The 19,299-nt window shown below is 73.6% G+C and carries 21 protein-coding genes; 11 read left to right on the forward strand and 10 right to left on the reverse strand.

What is annotated here, in order from left to right; translation table 11 throughout:
- The first annotated feature begins 26 nt into the window (after positions 1 to 26).
- Positions 27 to 908, forward strand: coding sequence for an SDR family NAD(P)-dependent oxidoreductase (locus tag AC2H4J_RS18180; protein WP_487466298.1), 882 nt, complete (start codon positions 27 to 29; stop codon positions 906 to 908).
- A 47-nt stretch (positions 909 to 955) separates the two neighbouring features.
- Here the strand turns inward: AC2H4J_RS18180 and AC2H4J_RS18185 are convergent, their stop codons facing one another.
- The 3 genes from AC2H4J_RS18185 to AC2H4J_RS18195 are packed head-to-tail and all read right to left on the reverse strand — an operon-like array spanning position 956 to position 4,106.
- Complete coding sequence (locus AC2H4J_RS18185; RefSeq protein WP_487466299.1) at positions 956 to 2,578, reverse strand: tripartite tricarboxylate transporter permease; 1,623 nt, start codon at positions 2,576 to 2,578, stop codon at positions 956 to 958.
- Complete coding sequence (locus tag AC2H4J_RS18190; protein WP_487466300.1) at positions 2,578 to 3,090, reverse strand: tripartite tricarboxylate transporter TctB family protein; 513 nt, start codon at positions 3,088 to 3,090, stop codon at positions 2,578 to 2,580. Before AC2H4J_RS18190 ends, AC2H4J_RS18185 begins: the two co-directional genes overlap by 1 nt.
- Complete coding sequence (locus AC2H4J_RS18195) at positions 3,087 to 4,106, reverse strand: Bug family tripartite tricarboxylate transporter substrate binding protein (RefSeq protein WP_487466301.1); 1,020 nt, start codon at positions 4,104 to 4,106, stop codon at positions 3,087 to 3,089. The genes AC2H4J_RS18190 and AC2H4J_RS18195 overlap by 4 nt, the downstream gene beginning before the upstream one ends.
- Before the next feature lie 178 nt (positions 4,107 to 4,284).
- On the opposite strand from AC2H4J_RS18195, the gene AC2H4J_RS18200 reads away from it, so the two are divergent.
- The 3 genes from AC2H4J_RS18200 to AC2H4J_RS18210 are packed head-to-tail and all read left to right on the forward strand — an operon-like array spanning position 4,285 to position 7,041.
- Complete coding sequence (locus tag AC2H4J_RS18200; RefSeq protein ID WP_487466302.1) at positions 4,285 to 5,895, forward strand: sensor histidine kinase; 1,611 nt, start codon at positions 4,285 to 4,287, stop codon at positions 5,893 to 5,895.
- Entirely contained in the window at positions 5,892 to 6,593 is a 702-nt protein-coding gene (locus tag AC2H4J_RS18205) for a response regulator (protein ID WP_487466303.1), read from the forward strand. The genes AC2H4J_RS18200 and AC2H4J_RS18205 overlap by 4 nt, the downstream gene beginning before the upstream one ends.
- Positions 6,594 to 6,645: 52 nt before the next feature.
- Positions 6,646 to 7,041 carry a universal stress protein gene (locus AC2H4J_RS18210; protein WP_487466304.1) on the forward strand — a complete coding sequence of 132 codons (396 nt, stop codon included), beginning with the start codon at positions 6,646 to 6,648 and terminating at the stop codon, positions 7,039 to 7,041.
- 90 nt (positions 7,042 to 7,131) lie between these two features.
- On the opposite strand, the gene AC2H4J_RS18215 is transcribed toward AC2H4J_RS18210, so the two are convergent.
- Positions 7,132 to 8,301, reverse strand: coding sequence for an MFS transporter (locus AC2H4J_RS18215; protein WP_487466305.1), 1,170 nt, complete (start codon positions 8,299 to 8,301; stop codon positions 7,132 to 7,134).
- A complete protein-coding gene (locus tag AC2H4J_RS18220; RefSeq protein WP_487466306.1) occupies positions 8,298 to 8,981 on the reverse strand; it encodes a GntR family transcriptional regulator in 684 nt (227 codons plus the stop codon). Before AC2H4J_RS18220 ends, AC2H4J_RS18215 begins: the two co-directional genes overlap by 4 nt.
- A gap of 75 nt (positions 8,982 to 9,056) precedes the next feature.
- On the opposite strand from AC2H4J_RS18220, the gene rraA reads away from it, so the two are divergent.
- Genes rraA through AC2H4J_RS18240 form a run of 4 tightly spaced genes read left to right on the forward strand, consistent with a single transcriptional unit; the run spans position 9,057 to position 11,000 of the window.
- On the forward strand, positions 9,057 to 9,545 hold the full coding sequence (gene rraA / locus AC2H4J_RS18225; protein ID WP_487466307.1) for a ribonuclease E activity regulator RraA: 489 nt from the start codon (positions 9,057 to 9,059) through the stop codon (positions 9,543 to 9,545).
- A gap of 36 nt (positions 9,546 to 9,581) precedes the next feature.
- A complete protein-coding gene (locus AC2H4J_RS18230; protein WP_487466308.1) occupies positions 9,582 to 9,920 on the forward strand; it encodes a PadR family transcriptional regulator in 339 nt (112 codons plus the stop codon).
- On the forward strand, positions 9,917 to 10,585 hold the full coding sequence (locus AC2H4J_RS18235; RefSeq protein ID WP_487466309.1) for a hypothetical protein: 669 nt from the start codon (positions 9,917 to 9,919) through the stop codon (positions 10,583 to 10,585). The genes AC2H4J_RS18230 and AC2H4J_RS18235 overlap by 4 nt, the downstream gene beginning before the upstream one ends.
- Before the next feature lie 58 nt (positions 10,586 to 10,643).
- Positions 10,644 to 11,000 (forward strand): hypothetical protein, encoded by a 357-nt coding sequence (locus AC2H4J_RS18240; RefSeq protein ID WP_487466310.1) that lies wholly within the window; start codon positions 10,644 to 10,646, stop codon positions 10,998 to 11,000.
- On the opposite strand, the gene AC2H4J_RS18245 is transcribed toward AC2H4J_RS18240, so the two are convergent.
- Positions 10,997 to 11,239 (reverse strand): hypothetical protein, encoded by a 243-nt coding sequence (locus tag AC2H4J_RS18245; protein ID WP_487466311.1) that lies wholly within the window; start codon positions 11,237 to 11,239, stop codon positions 10,997 to 10,999. The two genes, AC2H4J_RS18240 and AC2H4J_RS18245, sit on opposite strands and share 4 nt — an antisense overlap.
- Positions 11,240 to 11,258: 19 nt before the next feature.
- On the opposite strand from AC2H4J_RS18245, the gene AC2H4J_RS18250 reads away from it, so the two are divergent.
- Complete coding sequence (locus AC2H4J_RS18250; protein WP_487466312.1) at positions 11,259 to 11,903, forward strand: hypothetical protein; 645 nt, start codon at positions 11,259 to 11,261, stop codon at positions 11,901 to 11,903.
- Positions 11,904 to 11,908: 5 nt separating this feature from the next.
- Positions 11,909 to 12,370 carry an NAD(+)--rifampin ADP-ribosyltransferase gene (gene arr / locus AC2H4J_RS18255; protein ID WP_487466313.1) on the forward strand — a complete coding sequence of 154 codons (462 nt, stop codon included), beginning with the start codon at positions 11,909 to 11,911 and terminating at the stop codon, positions 12,368 to 12,370.
- Here arr and AC2H4J_RS18260 read toward each other — a convergent pair.
- The 4 genes from AC2H4J_RS18260 to AC2H4J_RS18275 are packed head-to-tail and all read right to left on the reverse strand — an operon-like array spanning position 12,367 to position 18,809.
- On the reverse strand, positions 12,367 to 12,924 hold the full coding sequence (locus AC2H4J_RS18260; protein ID WP_487466314.1) for a dihydrofolate reductase family protein: 558 nt from the start codon (positions 12,922 to 12,924) through the stop codon (positions 12,367 to 12,369). The genes arr and AC2H4J_RS18260 overlap by 4 nt on opposite strands.
- Before the next feature lie 31 nt (positions 12,925 to 12,955).
- On the reverse strand, positions 12,956 to 16,267 hold the full coding sequence (cydC, locus tag AC2H4J_RS18265) for a thiol reductant ABC exporter subunit CydC (RefSeq protein WP_487466315.1): 3,312 nt from the start codon (positions 16,265 to 16,267) through the stop codon (positions 12,956 to 12,958).
- The gene (gene cydB, locus AC2H4J_RS18270) at positions 16,264 to 17,259 is read right to left on the reverse strand and encodes a cytochrome d ubiquinol oxidase subunit II (RefSeq protein ID WP_487466316.1); all 996 of its coding nucleotides are present in this window, start codon (positions 17,257 to 17,259) and stop codon (positions 16,264 to 16,266) included. Before cydB ends, cydC begins: the two co-directional genes overlap by 4 nt.
- A 17-nt stretch (positions 17,260 to 17,276) precedes the next feature.
- On the reverse strand, positions 17,277 to 18,809 hold the full coding sequence (locus AC2H4J_RS18275) for a cytochrome ubiquinol oxidase subunit I (protein ID WP_487466317.1): 1,533 nt from the start codon (positions 18,807 to 18,809) through the stop codon (positions 17,277 to 17,279).
- A 114-nt stretch (positions 18,810 to 18,923) separates the two neighbouring features.
- Between AC2H4J_RS18275 and AC2H4J_RS18280 the strand changes: the two genes are divergently transcribed.
- On the forward strand, positions 18,924 to 19,292 hold the full coding sequence (locus AC2H4J_RS18280; protein ID WP_487466318.1) for a BlaI/MecI/CopY family transcriptional regulator: 369 nt from the start codon (positions 18,924 to 18,926) through the stop codon (positions 19,290 to 19,292).
- Positions 19,293 to 19,299 lie beyond the last annotated feature (7 nt).

The following is a 19,299-nucleotide window of genomic DNA, read 5'->3' on the forward strand; positions in this document are numbered from 1 at the left end:
CGACGGACCCCGGGTAGGAGGCGAGGGTGCCCACACCCGAGACCGTCCTGATCACCGGAGGCTCCAGCGGCATCGGCCGTGCGACCGCCCTCGAGCTCGCCGGCCGCGGCGCCAACCTGGTGCTGGTCGCCCGGGGCGAGGAGTCGCTGGACGACACCGCGGAGCAGGCACGCGCCGCGGGCGCCGGCGAGGTGCTGGTGCACTCCGCCGACGTCACCGACGAGGAGGCGATCCGGGCCGCGGTCGACGGCGCGGTGCGGAAGTTCGGCCGGCTCGACGCCGTCGTCCACGCGGCGCAGGTCATGGCCTACGGCACGATCGAGGAGCTCCCGCGGGAGGTGTTCGAGACCGTCGTGGAGACGGCGGTGCACGGCACCGCGGTCGTCGCGCGGGTCGTGCTGCCGCTGTTCCGGGAGCAGGGCGGCGGCCACCTCGTGGTGGTCAACTCGCTGCTGGGCCAGGTGGCCACACCGCTGATGGGCAGCTACGTCGCCGCGAAGTGGGGGCAGCTCGGCCTGGTGCGCGTCCTGCAGCAGGAGACCCGGGACGCGCCGGGGGTCGAGGTCTCGATCCTCCAGCCCGGCGGCGTGGACACCCCGATCTACGTGCAGGCCGCATCGTGGACCGGCAGCACCGGGCGCCCGCCCCCGCCGGTGTACTCGGCGGAGCGGTTGGGACGGCGGGTGGTCGCGCTGCTCGACCGGCCGCGGCGGCAGGTGCAGGCGGGCATCTTCAACCCGCTGATCACCGCGGGCTTCCGGCTGGTCCCGGCGGTCTACGACTTCCTCGTCGGCCCGCTGCTGCAGCGGTTGGCGATCGCCGACGACGACGTGCCCCCCACGACCGGCAACGTCTTCGCGTCACAGCCGGGCGGCAACTCCACCGAGGGCCGCTGGCGCAGCCTCTGACAGCACGGAGGGGGAGGGGCCGGCAGGCACTCTCCCCCTCCGTGGTCTCAGAGCCCGCTCGGCTCCCCGAAGTCGGGCTTCCGGGCGGCGGCCTCGCCGACGTGGCGCTCCACCGAGACGGCGTTGGTCAGCCCCGTGTGGGCGTGCGCCTCCTCGATCTCGTGCGCGGCCTCCTCGAGCACCGACGGCGCCGCCCTGCGGGGGCGGAGCCGGTTGATGATCGGGAACAGCAGGATCAGCCCGACGATGCAGTAGACGACGATCGAGATGGGCTCGAACAGCCCGCTGACGTGGCCGTTGCTGATCTGCAGCGCCTGCCGCAGCTTCTGCTCGGCGAACGGTCCCAGGATCACGCCGATGATCGCCGGCAGCACCGGCAGACCGTAGCGACGCATCATGAAGCCGAGCCCGCCGATGACCAGCAGCAGGAACAGGTCGAACGTGCTGGCGTTCGCCGCGTAGGCGCCGAGGCTGGAGAAGAACAGGATCCCGGCGTACAGGTACGAACGGGGGATCCGCAGCAACCGCGCCCAGACCGGCGCGAGCGGCAGGTTGAGCACCAGGAGCACCGTGTTGCCGATGAAGAGGCTCGCGATCAGCCCCCAGACCAGTTCCGGCTCCTTGCTGAACAGCTGCGGTCCGGGCTGGATGCCGTAGCTCTGGATCGCCGCCAGCATGATCGCCGCGGTGGCCGTCGTCGGGATGCCCAGGGTCAGCATCGGCACGAGGCCACCGGCAGCCGAGGCGTTGTTGGTGGCCTCCGGACCGGCCACGCCCTCGATGGCGCCGTGGCCGAACTCCTCGGGGTGCTTGGAGAGCCGCTTCTCGGTCACGTAGGACAGGAAGGTCGGGATCTCCGCGCCGCCGGCCGGGATGGCCCCGAACGGGAAGCCGATCACGGTGCCGCGCAGCCACGGCTTCCACGACCGCTTCCAGTCGTCGCGGTTCATCCGCGGGTTGCCGACCGGGATGACCTCGACCGGACTGCGGCGCAGGTGGGCCGCGGTCCACAGCGCCTCGCCGACGGCGAACAGGCCGACCGCGATGACGATGACGTCGATGCCGTCGGCGAGCTGGGGGATGCCGAAGGTGAGCCGCTGCTGGCCCGACGTCTTGTCGATGCCGATGATGCCGATGGTCAGCCCGATGCCGAGCGCGGCGAGCCCGCGGACCCGGGAGCTGCCGAGCACCGACGTCACGGCGATGAAGGCGAGCAGCATCACGGCGAAGAAGTCGGCGGGCGAGACCTGGATCGCCAGGTGGGCGACGGTCGGGGCGAGCAGCGCGAGGAGCAGGGTCGCGATGGTGCCGGCGACGAAGGACCCGATCGCCGCGGTCGCCAGCGCCTGGGCGGCGCGGCCGGCCTTCGCCATCTTGTTGCCCTCGATGGCCGTGACCACCGACGCGCTCTCGCCGGGGGTGTTCAGCAGGATCGACGTCGTCGACCCGCCGTACATGCCGCCGTAGTAGATGCCGGCGAACATGATCAGCGCGCTGGTGACGTCCAGGCCCCGGGTGAGGGGGAGGAGCAGCGCGATCGTCATGGCCGGGCCGATGCCGGGCAGCACGCCGATGGCGGTGCCAAGGAGCACGCCGGCGAAGGCGTACAGCAGGTTGCCGGGGGTCAGCGCGGTGCCGAATCCCTCGACCAGTGAGGTCAGTGCGTCCATCAGAGGATGCCCTTCAGGATGCCGACCGGCAGGACCACGCCGAGGGCGAAGGCGAACAGGTACCAGGAACCGAACGACAGGACGAGCGCGATCACCGCGTCGCGGATGACGCGCCGGCTGCCGAGGGCGAAGGCCGAGCCCCAGAAGAGGATCGCGCCGGAGAACGGCCAGCCCAGTGACTCGATCAGGAGGGCGTTCGAGACGAACGCAGCCGCGAGCATCAGGACGGTCCGCCAGTCGCTGCCGCCGGTGAGCTCGACGTCCTCGCCGCCCTCCGGCTCCCCACGGCCTCCGCGGAACACGTCCAGGGCGAGGAAGGCGGCGACGACTACGACAAGCGTGCCGACGACGACCGGGATGGCGCCGGGGCCGACGGGTCCACGGGCGATCTTGCTCTCCGGCAGGAGCAGCGCCGAGACGATGACGAGGAGGCCGAGAGCCCCCAGGAACAGGGCCACTCCGTACTCGGAGCGGCCCTGCTCCCGGGTGCCGCCGGAGGCGGCAGAACTCATACCAGGCCCAGCTCGCTCATCACGGACTTGACCCGGTCGCTCTCGTCGGTGAGGAACGTGCCGAAGTCGTCACCGGTCACGAAGGCGTCGGTCCAGCCGTTGTCCTTCAGGGCCTTCTTCCAGGCGGCGCCGTCGTGCATCTTCTTGACCGCGTCGACCCACTTCTCGGTGTCGGCGTCCTTGAGGCCCGGAGGCGCCACGATGCCGCGCCAGTTGGCGAACACCAGGTCGATGCCCTCGTCGGTCAGCGTGGGGGCGTCGACGCCCTCGACCGGCTTCTCGCTGGTGACGGCCAGGATGCGGACGTCGCCGGCGGCGGCCGACTCGGTCACCTCGCCGATGCCGGTCGCGGCGAACTTGACGTCGCCACCGAGGATGCCGGCCAGCAGCTCGCCGCCGCCGTCGTAGGACACGTAGTTGACGTCGGTCGGCTTCACGCCGACCTCCTTCGCCAGCAGCATCGGGGTCAGGTGGTCGGGGCCGCCGGGGTTGGAGGCACCGCCGACCGGGGTGTTGCCCGGGTCGGCCTTCCAGGCCTTCACCAGGTCGTCGATCGTCTTGAACGGGGAGTTGCCGGGGACGACGATCGCCTCGGACTCCTCGATCAGCTTGGCGACCGGCGTGGTCTCGTCGAGGGTCGCCTGCGACTTGTTGCTGAACTGCGCGCCGACGACGCCGAGGCCCATCTGCATGAGCATGTCGGCGTTGCCCTTCTCGTTCACCAGCCGCTGGAGGCCGACCGTGCCGCCGGCGCCCTCGAGGTTGAACACCTCGACGCCCTTGGCGACCTTGCCGTCCTCCATGGACGCCGCGACCGCGCGGGCGGTCGTGTCGTAGCCGCTCCCGGGGGAGTTCGGCACCATGAACCGAAGGCCGCTGATCGGGCCGTCGTTGCCGCCGCCGGAGGCGGAGCCGCCGTCGGCCGTGGTTCCGCAGCCCGTGAGCACGAGGCCCGCGGCAACGGCGCCGAGGGTGAGCTTCCGCAGGGAAGCCGCACGCATTTTCTGGGGGCGCATCTTGTCCTCCTGTGTGTCCGGCGGATGTCCCGCCGATTGACAGCAAGGTGGCAAGCGGGGTGGTCCGTGTCACGCTTGCGTGCGCATTGAGCTTTGTGGTCCTTGTGGTCACGGTCCGCTCCGGGCGCCCTGCGTGCTGCACTGGCCCTGCCCGAACCCACTGATCCCTGGAGTGACCATGAACCGGCGGCTCTCGCTGGCCGGCCAGCTGTTGGCCCTGCAGGTGGTGATCGTCTGCGTGGTGCTCATCGGGGTGACGGCGGTGTCGGTCGCGCAGTCGGCGAAGAGCGCGCGCGACTTCGAGGGTAGGCGGGCGCAGGCCGTTGCCGAATCGCTGGCCGGGTCCCGGGCGCTGCGTGACGCCGTCGACCGCGGCACGCTCTCCTACGTCCGGGTGGCCGCGGAGACCACGCGGATCAACTCGGGCTCGGCGTCGGTCGTCGTCGCCCAGCCGGACCGCACCGTGCTCGCCAGCGCCGACCCCGCCGAGCTGCACCGGCACTACGACGTGGGGGAGAGCACCGTCCTGCGCGGCGTCGGCTGGCGGGGCGAGCGGTCGTTCAACGGGGATCCCGCCGCGGTGGCGATGGCACCCATCCTCACGGGGCCCCGGCGCGAGATCGCGGGGTTCGTCGCCGTCGTCCGGCTCTACCCCTCGGTCATGGACCTGCTGCGGGCAGCGGCGCCCAACCTGCTCACCTACCTCGGTCTGGCCAGCGTGATCGGCATCGTCGGCTCGCTGCTGGTGGCCCGGCGGGTGAAGCGGCAGACGCTCGGGCTGGAGCCGACCGAGATCGTCGGCCTCGTCGAGCACCGCGACGCGATGTTGCACGGCATCCGCGAAGGCGTGGTGGGCCTGGACCTGCGGGGGCGGGTGACGCTGATCAACGACGAGGCGATCCGGTTGCTGCAGATCCCCGGGGATGCGCTCGGCCGCACGCTCGCCGAGCTGGGAGTGGGGGAGGAGATGCGCGACGCGCTGCTCCGGGACGACGTCGAGATGGACCGCGCGGTGGCCAGCGCGGGGCGGGTCCTGGTGCTCAACCGGCTGCCGATCGCCAGCCGCGGCAAGCCGATCGGCTCGGTGACGACCCTGCGCGACCGCACCGAACTGCTGGAACTGCGCCGGGAGCTCGACCTGACCCGGCACGTCACCGACACGCTGCGGGCGCAGGCCCACGAGTTCAGCAACCGGCTGCACACCATCGCCGGGCTGATCGAGCTGGGCGAGTCGGAGGAGGCCGTCCGGTTCGTGCACCGGGTGAGCTCCAGCCGGTCGGAGTTCAGCGAGGCGGTGACGGCAGCGGTGCGCGACCCGTCCGTGGCAGCGCTGCTGATCGCGAAGGCCAGCCAGGCGGCCGAGCTCGGTGTCGATCTGCGGATCGCCCCGGACTCCTCGCTGCCCGTCCTGGACGGCGAACTGAGCACCGACGTCACCACGGTCGTCGGCAACCTGGTCGACAACGCGATGGACGCCGCGGCCGAGGCCACCACGCGGTGGGTCGAGGTGTCGCTCGGGCTGATCGACGGCGACGTCGACGTCGTCGTCCGGGACTCCGGGCCCGGCGTGCCACCCGGCATGGAGCGGGAGATCTTCCGCCGCGGGGTCTCCACCAAGGCCCTCGCCACCGACGGCGCGGGGCTGGGCACGTCGCGCGAGCGCGGCATCGGCCTCTCCCTGGTGCACCTGGTGTGCACCCGCCGCGGTGGCGACGTGACGGCGTCGTCGGTCGGCGGCTCCACGTTCACCGCGACCCTGCCCGCCGAGCCCTCGCTGGTCGCATCGTGATCGGCGTCCTGATCGTCGACGACGACTTCATGGTCGCGAAGGTGCACGCCGGTTTCGTGTCCGCGCTGGACGGCTTCGAGGTCGTCGGGACGGCGTCGACCGGCACCCAGGCGCTCGAGGACGTCGTCCGGTTGCGGCCGGACCTGGTCCTGCTCGACGTGTACCTGCCGGACATGACCGGCCTCGACGTCCTCCGGCGGCTCCGCGCGGACGGGTGGCCGGCCGACGTCATCGTGATCAGCGCCGCGCGGGACGTCGACAGCATCCGCAGCGCCCTGCACGGCGGCGTCCTGCACTACCTGGTGAAGCCCTTCGACCGGCGCACCTTCGAGGCGCGGCTGCACGACTACGCGCGGCTGCGCGGAGAGCTCGCCGAGCTCGACGAGGCCGGTCAGCACGACGTCGACCGGATGTTCGGCCGGGCCCGCGGCGGCGCGTCCGCGACCCCGGCGCAGACCCCGAAGGGCATCACTCCGGAGACGCTGGAGCTCGTGCGCGGCGCCCTCGCCGCGGCCGGGCCGGACGGGCTCTCGGCCACCGAGTGCAGCCAGCGCACCGGCCTGGCGCGGGTGAGCGCGCGGCGTTACCTGGAGCAACTGGTCGCGGGCCAGGAGGCCGACGTCCGGTCGCGGTACGGCACCGCCGGGCGGCCGGAACGGCGCTTCACCCTGCGGTCGCGCACGCAAGGAACGAAATGATCGTTAGCGCCCCAATGCAGCCGTCGGTGACCGGATCGGCCATGATGCGGCCATGACCATCGTCGTGGGCTATGTCCCCACCCCCGAGGGCGAGGCCGCCCTGGCCGCCGCGATCACCGAGGCGCAGCGCCGCGAGGAGCCGCTGCACGTCGTGAACACCGCTCGGGGGGACACCCTGTCCGACCCCCGCTACGCCACCGAGGACAACCTCGACGAGGTACGCGCCCGGCTCGACCAGACCGGCGTCGTCTACGAGATCAAGCAGTTCGTGCGCGGGCACGAGGCGTCCGAGGAGATCGTCGAGGCGGCCGACCGGCTTCGGGCGAGCCTGATCGTCATCGGTCTGCGTCGCCGCACCCCGACCGGGAAGCTGATCACCGGCAGCCAGGCGCAGCGCATCCTGCTGGACGCGAACGTCCCCGTGCTCGCGGTCAAGGCCGCCCAGTAGCGACCCGGGGGGACTTTCTGTACAGAAAGTACCCCCGGGGTTCAGCCGAGCAGGTCCAGTGCTGCGCCGAGGCCCGTGACGCCTCGAGGCCTACGCGCGCGGGCCGTCCACGGCCAGCCGCCGGGAGGCGACGCCGACCGCCGCGAGGGCGGCCGCCGTGGCCGCGAGAACCCCGGCCGCCCCGACGCCGGCCGCCACGAGACCCACGGTGCTGGGGATCAGCACCTGGCCGAGCCGATTGCCGGTGAGGCGAAGCGACATCGCGCGGCCCCGCTGGCCGGGCGGGGCGACCTCGGCCAGCCACGACATGGTGAGCGGCTGGCCGACCCCCAGGCCCAGGCCCAGGAGGACGACCATCGCGCCCAGGGCGACGACCGGCAGCGGCACCGCGACGACGGCCATCGACACCGCCGCCAGCGCCACGCTGGCGACCATCAGCCTCCGCCGGCCGACGAACGAGACGAGCCGGCCGAGGAAGAACCGCGAGGCCATCGACGCCACGGCCCGCAGCGTCAGCAGCAGCCCGACCGTGCCCGCGGCCAGCCCGCGGTCGGTGCCCAGCGCGGGCAGGTAGACGAGCGTGATGTCGACGGCGGCGAGGACCACGCAGCTGACCAGCAGGGCGCGCAGCAGCCCGGGCAGGCGCAGCAGCGAGCCCATGCCGCGGCTGCTCCCGGCGTTGCCGGAGCGCTCGGCGGCCGGGATGCGCAGGAAGGCCGTCGTCGCCAGCAGGACGGCGCCCAGCGCGGTGGCGGTCAGGAAGATCGGTGTGGTGTCGGGCAGCTCGGCGGACCCGCCGAGCAGCGTGATGAGCGCGGGTCCCGCGGCCTGGCCGAGCGACGCGGCGAACGTGTAGTAGCCGAAGGCGCTGTCGAAGCGTCCCGGCCCGGCGCTGTTGGCGACCGCGGCCTGCTGCCCGACGACCGACAACAGGTGACCGGTGCCCAGGACCACGCTGCCGAGGACGAGGCCGGCGGCGCCACCCCGCTCGAGCGCGAAGACCGCACCGGACAGCGTCATCAGCACCGCGCCGAGGAGCATCACCCGGCGCTCGCCGAAGCGGTCGGTCGCCTGGCCGGAGGGGACCGCCAGGACCAGCGGCACCACGGCGAACGACGCGGTGAGCGCCCCCAGCCACGCCGGCGACACGCCCAGCTCGATCGCGCGGTAGGCCGACGTCGGCCGCAGCACGAAGGTGATGACCTGGGTGAGGGTGGAGTGCAGCAGGAGCAGGGCGAGCAGCCGGCGGCGGTCGCTCACCGGTGACCCGGGTCGGCCAGCCGGTCGGCCGACCGGGCGCCGAGGCTGGTCTCCACGTGCCGGCGCATCAGCTCGGCGGCGGTGTCCGCGGCGCCGTCGTGAACGGCCTCGACGAGCAGCCGGTGCTCGGTGGCGCGGGCCTGCTGCTCCTCCTCGCTGCGGCCGGTCTCCAGTCCGTGCCGCCGGTAGCGGTCGGTCTTCACCCAGAGACCGTCGAGGGTCTGCACCAGCAGGGTGTTGTGGGAGGCGCGGTGGATCGCGGCGTGGAACCGGTGGTGGCTGTCCAGCTGTGCGAGCGACGGGGAGGTGGTCAGTGCCTCGAGCCCGTCGAGCGCCGCGCGGATGTCGTCGAGATCGCCGTCGGTGCGGCGCTGCGCCGCGAGTGAGGCGGCGAGGGGGTCGAGGTTGCGCCGCAGTTCCAGCAGGTCGCGGGCCTCGGTGGCGTCGAGCGGGCGCACGCGCGCGTCGCGGTGGGCGTCGAGGTCGACGAGGCCCTCCTGCGCGAGCCGCCGGAGCGCCTCGCGCAGGGGAGTGGTGCTGATGCCGAGGGTCCGGGCGAGCGAGGCCTGCGGCAGAACGGCGCCCGGCGCGAGCTCCCCCGAGAGGATCAGCCCGCGGACACGCCTGTGGGCGAGCTCGCTCTTGGTCGCGAACCCGGCATCCCCCGGGGTGTCCGGCACGGTGGTCCTTCCGTCGGCGGAAGATCAGGTTATAGGTTATAACGAGGCGAGACATCGACCGAGAGGGAGCTCCGCGTGCCGACCTACGCGACCACCGACCTGTGCGACGCCCACCCCGACATCCAGGTCTGCGATCCGGTGTTCCAGGCGTTCGGCGGCGCCGCCACGTTCAGCGGGGCGATCGCGACGCTGAAGGTCTTCGAGGACAACACCCTGATCAAGCAGGCCCTGGAGAGCCCCGGCGACGGCCGCGTGCTGGTGGTCGACGGCGGCGGGTCGAAGCGCTGCGGGCTGGTCGGGGGCAACCTCGCGTTCGCCGCGGCGGCCAACGGCTGGGCCGGCATCGTCGTCCACGGCTGCATCCGGGACGTCGACGAGCTGGCCCAGCAGCCGGTCGGGGTGCGCGCGCTGGCGGCGTTCCCGCGCAAGAGCGAGCGCGGCCTGCACACCGGTCAGGCCGGCCGGCCGGTGGTCTTCGCGAGCGTGACCTTCCACGAGGGCGCGTGGCTCGCGGCGGACGCGGACGGCGTCGTGGTCCTGCCCGAGGAGCCCGCCGCCGGCTGATATCCGGGCACGCCCACCCGGCCGTAGGGTGGCCCCGTGTTCAGGCGCCCCGGGACGCTGCTGCCGCTGGAACGGCAGGTGCTGGAGATCGCCGTGGAGCGGGGAGCGGACGGCGTGTACGGGTTCTCGCTCGCCCAGGAGCTGGCCGATCGCGGTGGATCGTCCCGGCTGGTTGCGCACGGAACTCTGTACAAGGCGCTGGACCGGATGCGGAAGGCCGGCCTCCTCGTCGCCGACTGGGAGGACGCGGCGGCCGCTGCCCACGAGGGGCGGCCCCGCCGGCGGGTCTACCAGGTGACGGCGGAGGGGCGACGGGCGCTGACGGAGGCGCCGTCCGCGGTGGTCCGGCCCGAGCTGGGACAGGCGCCGGCGTGACCCCCGAGCCGTGGGGTGCGCGGTGGGCCCGCCGGTGGGTCGCCGTCTACACCGCCGCGGCTCCCGCCTCGCAGGCCGCCGACCGGCGCGCGGAGGTGGCGGCGGACGTCGCCGATGAACTGCGCGCCACGGGGCCGGAGGGCTCGGGGCGGGTCGTGAGCCGGCTGCTGCGCGGGATGCCGGCCGACCTCGCCTGGCGGCTCTCCGTCGAGTTCTCGCCGGGCCGGGCCGCGTGGCACCTGGCCCACCCGGTCGCCCTGATCGGGGCGCTCACGGTCCTGTCCGTGCCGTTCATCGCGGTCGGCGACCTGGTTCGGCGGACGGCGACGAGCACGTCGAGGCTCGCCGCGATCGTGCACGGGGCGGTCGCGCTGCTGGCGGCCGCGGTCGTGACCATGGCCTTCACCGGCCTGGTCCGCCGGCTCGCCGATCGCCGCCCGCTGCTCGGGAGCGGGGGGCCGATCCTGGCGCGCGTCCGCCGGCTGGCCGGTGTAGCGGCGTGTGTGGCCTGGGCGGTGGCGGCGCTCTGGCGCTTCGTCCCCGGGTGGGGGAGCCGCGTCTCGGCCGCGGCGTGGGGGGCGTTCGGCGTCTGCGTCGTCGCCTGGGCGGTGCTGGCCTGCGCGGCGCGACTGGCCAGAGGGTGGCGGCAGCGCTCGATGCCTTGACCTTGGGAAGGTAGCTTCCTATTCTCCCGGGTCATCAGCTACCGAGAGGGAGACCGTCATGGCTCGTACGTTCCGTCCGGCAACCATGGTCCTGGTGGGCTGGGGCATGGTGGTCGTGCTGGGGGTCCTCGTGCTGCTCGCGCGGGACGCGGGCGGCGCACTCTTCGTCGTCGCCGGCCTCGCGGCCGGTGCCTGGGTCGCCCTGCGTCCCAGCACGCCTGCGTTCGTCGCCTCGGTCGTCCTCGGGGTGCTGGTGGTCGCGGAGCAGACCGGCTACCTGATCGCCGGCATCGGAGACGGCAAGAGCGACGGGGCGACCATCGCCGCGGACGCCCTCGGCCTCATCGGCGGACTACTCGTCACGGTCGGCGCGGTGCTGGCTCTGGTCCGTCGCCGCCGTCCCGTCTCGGTCTAACGGCGGAGCAGGCGCGCCAGGCGGTGGGTCCGGCCGGCGGTGAGCTCGGCGGGCGAGGCGGGCGAGGCGGGCGTGGCGGGCGGCGGGACCTCGGCGAGACCGGCGTGCCGTTCGTGCAGCCGCGTGCGGACGTCGTCCGGCGTGTAGGCGCGGCGCTGCCGCTCGTTGCGGGCCAGCACCACCCCCGTCGCCGCCACGCCGGTGAGGCCGGCCAGTCCGAGGAGCTTCCAGAGGCGCACGATCCGTAACCTAGCCCGCGTGGCCCAGCTCGCACTCGAGAAGGCAGTCGAACTCACACGCACCGGCGACGTGTGGGTCTTCCGCGGGCCCTCACTCGCCGATCACGTGATCCGCGCGCTGACCAACGCCCCGGTCAACCACGTGGGCATGGCCGTCGTGCTGGAGGACATGCCGCCGCTGCTCTGGCACGCCGAGCTCGGCAAGTCGCTGCCCGACGCATGGACCGGCGAGCACCAGCGCGGCGTCCAGCTGCACGACCTGCGCGATGCCGTCCTCACTTGGCGCCGCCGGTACGGGCAGAACGCGTGGCTGCGCCAGCTGGTCGGGCCGGCCGAGGACGGCGGGGTCACCGAGCCGATGGAGGACGCCGTCCTGCGCACGATCGCGCGGCTGGACGGCAAGCCGTTCCCGACCACCCGCGGCCTGGTGCGCGGCTGGGTCAACGGCCGGCTTCGCCGCAGCACCGCGGCCGAGACCGTGTTCTGCGCCGAGCTGGTCGCGGCCACCTACACCGCCATGGGGCTGCTGCCCGGCGACCGGCCGCTCAACGCCTACGACCCGGGCAGCTTCTGGTCCGGCGACGACCTCGAGCTGCTCCAGGGTGCGCGACTCGGGCCGGAGATCCCGGTCAGCGTCGACCTGTCGATCCCGCTCGCCGACTGACGACGATGGGCGAGGACGACGACACCTACGTCCCGGTGACCTACGAGTGCTGCGCGCACGTCGAGGGCCCGTTCTTCCACGGGACGAAGTCCGCGCTCGCCGTCGGCGACGAGCTCATCCCCGGCTTCGGCTCCAACTTCCAGGCGGGGCGGGTGTCGAACAACATCTACTTCTCCGCGCTCGTCGACACCGCGGTCTGGGGAGCCGAATTGGCCACCGCGCTGGCGGGCGACGGGGAGCGGGGACACGTCTACGTCGTGGAGCCCCTCGGCCCCTTCGAGGACGACCCGAACGTCACGAACAAGCGGTTCCCCGGCAACGTCACGCAGTCGTACCGCACTCGCTCCCCGCTGCGTGTCGTCGGCGAGGTCGAGGACTGGACCGGTCACGACCCGGACGTGCTGAAGGGCATGCTCGACTCCCTGGCGCGGCTGCGTGAGCAGGGCCTCGACGTCATCGAGGACTAACGGGGCCGGACCACGCGATAGGTCGTCTGGACCATCCCGCCCGTGAAGGTGTGCGTGCGCACGTGCTCGAGCGGGATGTCGGCCGCCAGTTCGCCGAACGGCGTGTGCCCGGTGCCGATGAGCACCGGCACCCGCGACAGCGTCAGGTCGGCGATCAGCCCGGCGCGCAAGAACTGGTGGACGGTGCGCCCACCGTCGACGTACACCCGGCGGTAGCCGGCATCGCCGAGCGCCGTCACTGCTTCCTCGAACGACCGGTGCACGGTGATCCGCGAATCCGCGCCCGGCTCGAGCGTCGTGCTGATGACGTGCACGGGTTTCCCCTGGTACGGCCACTCGGCGACCGATTCGATGACCCTGTAGGTGCCCCGCCCCATCACCAGGGCGTCGATGCCGGCGACGAACTCGCCGAAGCCGAAGTCACCGCCCTCGCCGTCGTCCGGGGCGGCGCTGTCGCTGCCGCCGGTCAGGAACGAGAGGTCGTCGTCGAGTCGGGCGATGAACCCGTCGACGCTCATGCCGAGGAAGACCGATCCGGTGAAGGGTGCGTCCATGCGGGCCACCCTGCCCGACCGGTACGACGATTCAGCCGTCCGCGCGCACGGGTTCCCCCGCGGTCAGCCGCAGCACGGTGTCACCGGCCTGCTCGAGGTCGTCGTGGGTCACGCAGACCACCACACGCCCCGCCAGGGCGGCGCGGAGGTCGCGGACGAGGGCGGTGGCGGTCGGCGCGTCCAGGTGGGCGGTCGGCTCGTCGAGCAGGACGACGTCCCGCTCTGCGAGCAGTGCGCGAGCCGCCGCCAGGCGCCGTCGCTCCCCGCCGGACAGCGAGGTGCCGCGCGCGCCGACCCCGGTGTCCAGGCCGTCGGGCAGGGAGTCGACCAGGCTGCCCAGTCCGGCGGCCTGCAGGGCGCGGTGCATCCGGTCCTCCGGGATCTCCCCGCGCGCACCGGCCAGCGCCAGGTTGGCGCGGATCGTCGAGGCGAACACGTGCGCCTCCTGGGGCAGCCACGCCATCCGGCCGCGCAGGTCGTCGCCGGTGAGCTGGTCGGCCGGGACGGCGTCGACCGTGTAGCTGCCGTCGCGCGGACGCAGGGAGGCCATGAGGACGGCGAGCAGTGTCGACTTCCCCGCGCCCGACGGGCCGCGGACGACGAGCCAGCCCGTGCCGGGTTCCGTGCGCGCCGACAGGCCGCGCAGCACGTCGGGACCGCCCGGCCAGCCGGCGGTGAGGTCGTCGACGGCCAGCTGCCTGACCGGCACCGGCACGGGTCGCGGCTGCGCCGGGTCGGCGGCGACGGGTGCCTGGAGGACGGCGTCCAGGCGGCTCTGCGCGTCGGCGAGTGCACCGCGCCGCTGCAGCGCAGCGACCAGGCCGGTGAGCGGCTCGGGCAGCGCGAGCGGCGCCAGGGCGAGGACGGCCAGCGCCGGGCCGGCCAGGCCCTGGCTGCTGCCGACGGCGGTGGCCAGTACCGCCGCCAGGCCCGTGCCGAGCACGACCAGGCCGCCGCCCAGGGCGGCCGCCCGCGACTGGATGCTCGCCGAACCGGCCTGGCGGTCGGCCAGGGCGTCGAGGTCGGCGGCGGCGCGGTCGGCCAGGCCGTGCGCGCGGAGGTCGGGCACGCCCTCGAGCAGCGTCGTCGTCTCCCGCAGCGCCGCGACCCGCAGCGCCGATTCCTGTCGGGCCGCGCCCGCGTCGACCCGGCGGTGCACGAGCAGGACCAGCGCGACCGTCGCCGCCAGCACCAGTCCGACCGCGGTGGCCGCACGGGGGTCGACCAGCGCGAGCGCCGCCACCGTGCCGAGAGTGACCGAGGCGGCGACCAGCATCGGCGGCCGCACCCGCACGGTGAGGTCCTGCACGATCCCGACGTCCCCGACGACGCGGGCGAGCGCGGAACCGGGGGTGCGGTCCGCCGCCAGCCCCTGCCGGGCCAGCGCCGTCCAGAGCCGCACCCGGGTGGCCGCAGCGAGGCGCAGCGCGGCGTCATGGGCGGTCAGTCGCTCGGCCCAGCGGAGCAGCGCGCGGCCCAGACCGAAGAACCGCACGCCGACGATCGCGACCAGCAGGGTGAGCACCGGCGGCATCTCCGCGGCCCGCACGATCAACCACCCCGAGACGGCGGTCAGCGCGATGCCGGAGCCCGACGAGAGCGAGCCGGCCAGCACCGCCTTCGCCAGTGCGCCCCGCACCGGAGCCGTCCCCTCGACCTCCACCCCGACGGGACTTTCTGTACCGAAAGGCCCTCGGCTCCGGGAACTTTCTGTACAGAAAGTCCCCGGTGTGGGGGCGGGGAGGTCGAGGGTGCGGTCGGCGAGGGCGGCCAGCAGGGGGTCATGCGTGACCAGCAGGATCGTCACGGTGCCGCGCAGGGTCAGCAGCACCTCGGCGACCAGCGCGCGGGCGTCGTCGTCCAGGTGGGCGGTCGGCTCGTCCAGCAGCAGCAGCCGGGCGCCGCGTCGGATCCGGACGAGCGCCCGGGCGAGTGCCACCCGCTGCAGCTCGCCGGGGGAGAGGCTCTCCGGGGTCCGCCCGGCGAGCGCGGTGCCGTCCACGCGGGTCAGCGCCTCGACGACGAACGCCTCCCCGACGACGGCGTCGGCCCCCGGCTCCGAGTCGGCGTGCCGGCGCAGCTCGTCGGCCACCGTCGCGCCCGTCGTCCGCGGGAACTGCGACACGGAGGCGACCGCGCCGGCCGGGACGCCGGTCACCACCCCGCCCACGACGGCGTCCGGCGACGTCAGCCCGGCCAGCACGGCGAGCAGCGTCGACTTGCCCGATCCGCTGGCACCCCGCAGGGCCACCAGTTCGCCGGGCCGGACGGCGAGGTCGACGGGCGGCAGCGCGGGCGCGGCGCGGCCCGGGTACCGCACGGTCAGCCCGGTGACGGCGACGTCCGCGCCCCGCGGGTCGTCCTCCGCGGCGTCGGCCGGGGCGGCGGGAACGGCAGCGGCGAGCACCGCCCGGGCCTCGGCGGCCGCGAGCGCGGCGTCCTCGGAGGCGTGGTGCGCCGAGCCCAGGGCCCGCAGCGGCGCGAAGGCCTCCGGTGCGAGCAGCAGTGCGGTGAGGCCCACGGCGAGACCGACGTGCCCCTCCACGAGCCGCACGCCGACGGTCACCGCCACGAGCGCCACCGACAGGGTCGCGATCAGCTCCAGGACCAGCGCGGACAGGAAGGCGATCCGCAGTGTGGCCAGCGTCCGGGTGCGGTGCGCCTCGCCGAGCCGGGCCAGCGCAGCGGTCTGCTCGGCCGCCCGGCCCAGGCCGACCAGCACCGGCAGCCCGCGCACCAGCTCCGTCACGTGCGCGGCGATCCGGTCCAGCGCCCGGGCCGAGTCCGCGGTCGCCGACTGCGTGTACCGCCCGACCAGCACCATGAACACCGGCACCAGCGGGAGGGTGATGGCTACCAGCCCGGCCGACAGCAGGTCGGTCCGGGCCAGGGCGAGCAGCAGAACCGGCGGGACGACGAGCGTCTGCGCCAGCGCCGGCAGGTAGGTCGCCAGCCCCGGCCCCAGGTCGTGCAGCCGGGTGGTCGCGAGCACCGCGGCCGGGCCCGAGCCGCCGGCCGCCTCCACCGCGGCGGGGGACGCGGCCAGCCGGTGCAGGAGCGCACGCCGCAGGACGTCCTCGGCGCGGTGGGCGTCGCGCGCGGCGAGCACCTCGCCCGCCGTCCCGGCGACGGCCCGCAGTGCGACCCCGGCCGCGGCGACCACCAGGGGAGTGGTGGGCGAACCGGCCGCGAAGCCGGCAGCCCGGGCGACCGCATGGGCGAGGCCCGCCGACAGCAGGACCACCCCGGCGGTCTGCACCAGCGCCGCCAACGCTGCCCGCACCAGGGCGGCCCGCAGGCCGGGCACCCCGGCCAGCGCGCCCAGCGGGCCCCGTTCGGTCACGAGTGCACCGGTTCGGCGGTCAGCCGCTTCCGGAACACCCAGTACGTCCACGCCTGGTAGGCCAGCACCACCGGCAGCCCCACGCCGGCCACCCAGGTCATCACCGTCAGCGTGTAGTCGCTGACCGAGGCGTCGGTGACGGTCACGTCGAACGCGCTGCTGATCGTCGAGGGGACGACGACCGGGTAGGCGGCACCGAAGATGGTGGCGGCCGAGGCGACCAGCATGACGGCCCAGCCGGCGAACGCCTGCCCCTCGCGGTCCACCCGGATCCGCGACCAGGTGCCGACGACGGCCAGCGCCGCGACCAGCCACAGCACCGCGGTGGCCGGCGTCCCGTAGCGCAGGTGCACGATCCCGGCCCACGCGAGCAGCGGCACCGCCGCGACCGGCGACCACCGCAGGGCCAGCGCCCGCGCCCGCAGCCGGACGTCGCCGTCGGTCTTCAACGCCAGGAACAGTGCCCCGTGGACGACGGCGAACCCGACGACGGCCACCGCGCCGAGCACCGCGGGCCAGCCCACGCCGGCGAAGCTCCCGCCCACGCGGTTGCCGTCGCCGTCGATCGGCAGGCCGAGGGTGGTCGCCCCCAGTGCCGCTCCGATCCCGAGCGAGGCCACCAGCGAGCCGCCGGTGATGACGTGGGTCCAGGTCGCGTCCCAGCGCGGGTCGTGCGAGGAGTGCCGCCACTCGAAGGCCACCGCCCGCACGATCAGCCCGAGCAGCACGATCACGAACGGCAGGTAGAGCGCGGGCAGCCAGGTGGCGTACCAGCCCGGGAAGGCCGCGAACACCGCGCCGGCGGCGGTGATCAGCCAGACCTCGTTGCCGTCCCACAGCGGGCCGATGCTGCGCAGCATCAGGTGCCGGTCGGCCGGGCGGCGGCCGAGCACCGGCAGCAGCGCCGCGACGCCGAAGTCGAAGCCCTCGAGCAGCAGGAAGCCGGTCCACAGCACGGCGACGGCGGCGAACCACAGGGTCTGCAGGTCCATGTCGGTATCTCCGGGGCTCAGTAGGCGAAGGACAGGACGTCGTCGGCGGGGGAGTCGGCCCGGTCGGGGGCGTCGGGGGTGCCGGTCGGCGTCGGCGTCCCGTCCCCGGTCGTGATGCCGCGTCTCACGAATCGGGTGATGAGCCCCAGCTCGACGACCGCCAGTGCGCCGTAGACCACCGTCAGCACGATCAGCGAGGTCAGGACCTCGGCGGCGGTGACGCCGGGGGAGACCGCCTGCGCGGTGAAGAACCAGATCTGCTGGCCGACCGGCACGTCGGGATTGGGGACGACGACGAACGGCTGCCGCCCCATCTCGGTGAAGATCCAGCCCGTCGCGTTGGCCACGAACGGCGCACCGACGGCGAGCAGCGATCCGTACACGCCGATCCGCGACGTCGGCACCCGCCCGCGCCGGGTCGACCAGAGCGCGTAGGCGGCGACCGCCGCCGACACCGCCCCCATGCCGACCATCAACCGGAAGCTCCAGTAGGTCACCGCCAGCACCGGCTGGTAGTCGATCGGCTCGCCGGCCTTGTCGCCGAACCGCGACGGGTCGTCGGGGTAGGTGGCGCCGTAGACCTGCGAGTACTTCTCCTGGAGGTCGTTCACGCCGGGCACGGCGGTGGAGAAGTCGTTGTGCGCGAGGAAGGACAGCAGCCCCGGGACGGTGATCGAGTGGACGTCGTCGCACTCGTTGGAGCCCAGCTTGTTCCAGGCGAAGATCGAAAAGGACGCCGGCGCCTCGGTCTCGCAGAGCGCCTCGGCGGAGCTCATCTTCAGCGGCTGCTGCTGGTACATGAGCTTGCCCTGCCAGTCGCCGGTGAGCGCCACCAGCAGGAAGGCGGCCAGCGACACCCAGCCGCCGAGCCGCACCGAGCGGCGCCACACCGCGTGGTCGACGTCCGTGGTCGGCCGTCCGGCCAGCTTCCTGCGGCGCAGGTGCCACAGGCCGATGCCGACCAGCAGCGCGCCGGCCACCATCACGGCCGCGACGATCGCGTGGCTGAAGGCCGCGAGCGCCGTGTTGTTCGTCAGTACTGCGCCAATGCTCACCAGCCGCGGCTTGTCGCCGTCCATGACGACACCCACGGGGTGCTGCATCCAGGAGTTGGCCGCGATGATGAAGTACGCGCTGACGACCGAGCCGATGACCGCCGCCCACAGCGTGGCCAGGTGGACCTTCTTCGGGATCCGCCCCCAGCCGAAGATCCACAGCCCCAGAAACGTCGACTCGAGGAAGAACGCGAGCAGCGCCTCCATCGCGAGCAGTGAGCCGAAGACGTCGCCGACGAACCGCGAGTACTCGCTCCAGGCCAGCCCGAACTGGAACTCCTGCACGAGGCCGGTGGCCACGCCGAGCACGAAGTTGATCAGGTAGATGCGGCCCCAGAAGCGGGTCATGCGCAGCCACTCGGGCTTGTCGGTGCGCACCCACATCGTGTGCATGACCGCGACCAGGATCCCGAGGCCGATGGTCAGCGGCACCATCAGGAAGTGGTAGACGGTCGTGATCCCGAACTGCCAGCGTGCGATGTCCAGCACGTCCACGGGCCGGCCCCTTCCTCGGCGAGCTACGATCGACACGTTCTTTCTACGCTGTGTAGAAGACATTTTTCTACGACAGGTAGAAGAGGTCGTGTGAGACGGACGACAGGAGGGCTCGTGGCCTCGCTCGGAGAGCTGGAGCGCGCCGTCATGGAGCGGCTGTGGGCGGCCCACGGGCCGGTCGCGGCGACCGCCCTCCGCGAGGCGCTGGCCGACCGCGGGGTCGCGCTGACCACGGTGCACACGGTGCTCACCCGCCTGGAGCACAAGGGCTTCGTCGTCCACGACGACGATCGGCCGCGCCGGTTCACCGCGCGAGCCAGCCGCGAGGAGCACGCCGCCGAGCTCATGCACGAGGTGCTGGGGCAGTCGGCCGACCGGCAGGCCGTGCTGGCCCGGTTCGTCGGCAGCGTCGACGCCGACGAGGCACGCCTGCTGCGTCAGCTGCTCGCCGCCGCCGACACCGCCCACGACGCAGCCGGCTGACCTCCTC

It is taken from the genome of Blastococcus sp. OS1-29 (assembly GCF_057628075.1).